Annotated in this window: 1 protein-coding gene; it reads right to left on the minus strand. The window is 70.2% G+C overall.

The annotated features are described in order from the left end of the window. Positions 1-1,380 (minus strand): VCBS domain-containing protein (locus tag ACLD7X_RS16810; RefSeq protein WP_411424835.1); only part of this gene is annotated, 1,380 nt, incomplete at both ends.

Raw genomic sequence — 1,380 nt, forward strand, 5'->3', positions numbered from 1 at the left:
GCAATGTCGAGGTCGCCCGACACGACCGCCGCGCTGCCCTCGGCGATGCTGCCCGACACGTCGCCGGTGATCACCGCCGCGTCGTTCGTACCCGTCACCGTCACGGTGATGGTGCTGCTCGCGCTGCCGAATGCCGTCGATACAAGCAGGCGCTCGGTAACCGTCTCGCCGTCCGCCAGCGCCTGCGTGGCCGACCGCGTATTGTCGAGCGCGTAGCTCCAGGCGCCCGTCGCCGCATCAAAGGCGAAGTCGCCATAGGTGCCCGCCAGCGACGCCGGTGCGGCGAAGCTGCTCTCTCCCGTATCGCCCGCGGCGATATCCAGGTCGCCGCCAACGGGCGCCGCATCATCCTCGCGCAGCGCGCCCAGCACGGTGCCGCTGATCGCCGCGGTGCCACCCGACCCCAGGATGGAGATGGCAATAACCTTGGCGTCCGTCCCGTCCAGGGACAGGACCTCGAGCGAATCCGTCACGCTCCTGCCGTTGCTCAGCGCGCGCGTCGCCGGCCGGTCATTGTCCAGCGCGTAAGTCCAGACGCCGGTCACGACGTCGAAGGTGAAGGTGCCGTAGATCCCGTCCAGCGTCTCCGGGGCGCGGAACATCGCCTCGCCCGAATCCCGGTCCTCCACGCCCATGTCACCGCTGATGGTGAGCATGCTGCCTTCCCGCAACACGGCCTGCGGTGGGGCGGTGATGGTGGCGGCGTCATTCGCGCCGCGCACCGTCACGTTGATCGCCTGGCTCGCCGTCCCGTCGGCGGACAGCACCGTCAGACTGTCCAACACCACGGCCCCGCCGGCCAGCGCCTGCGTCTCCGCCCGCGCATTGTCGAGAGTGTAGCTCCACGCCCCCGTCAGCGGATCGAAGGTGAAGGTCCCGTACAGCCCGACCAGGGATGCCGGCATCTGGTAGCCGGCACCGCCCTCGCCCGGCGCCGCCGGCGGCAGCGACCCGGTGACGACATCCGTGCTGTCTTCCGTCACCACGCCGCTCGTGCTGTTGCCGCGTGGCGGCAGCACCGTGGCGCCAAGCTGGAGGCGCGAGCCATCCGCGAAGGCCAGGAATTCCACATCCATCGCGCGGATGACGCCATCATCGCCATCCGAGGAATCGATATCGACGATCGTCGTCGTGCGCCCCTGGGAGACGATGTCATAACCCGCGCGCTGGCCGGTCAGGCGCACCTCGTCATTGCCGGCCCCGCCCATCAGCGTGTCGGAACCGCCGCCGCCCGCCAGCGTATCGTCGCCGCCGAAGCCCATCAGCAGGTTGTCGCCGGCATCGCCCGTCAGGCGGTCCGCGCCGACATGGCCCATCACATGCTCGAAGCCGCTGATGCTGTCGCCCTCGGCGTCGCCGCCGGACGCGGTGCCCGCGGCC

It is taken from the genome of Aphanothece microscopica RSMan92, from assembly GCF_046613545.2.
Taxonomy (GTDB): Bacteria; Cyanobacteriota; Cyanobacteriia; order PCC-6307; family Cyanobiaceae; genus NIES-981.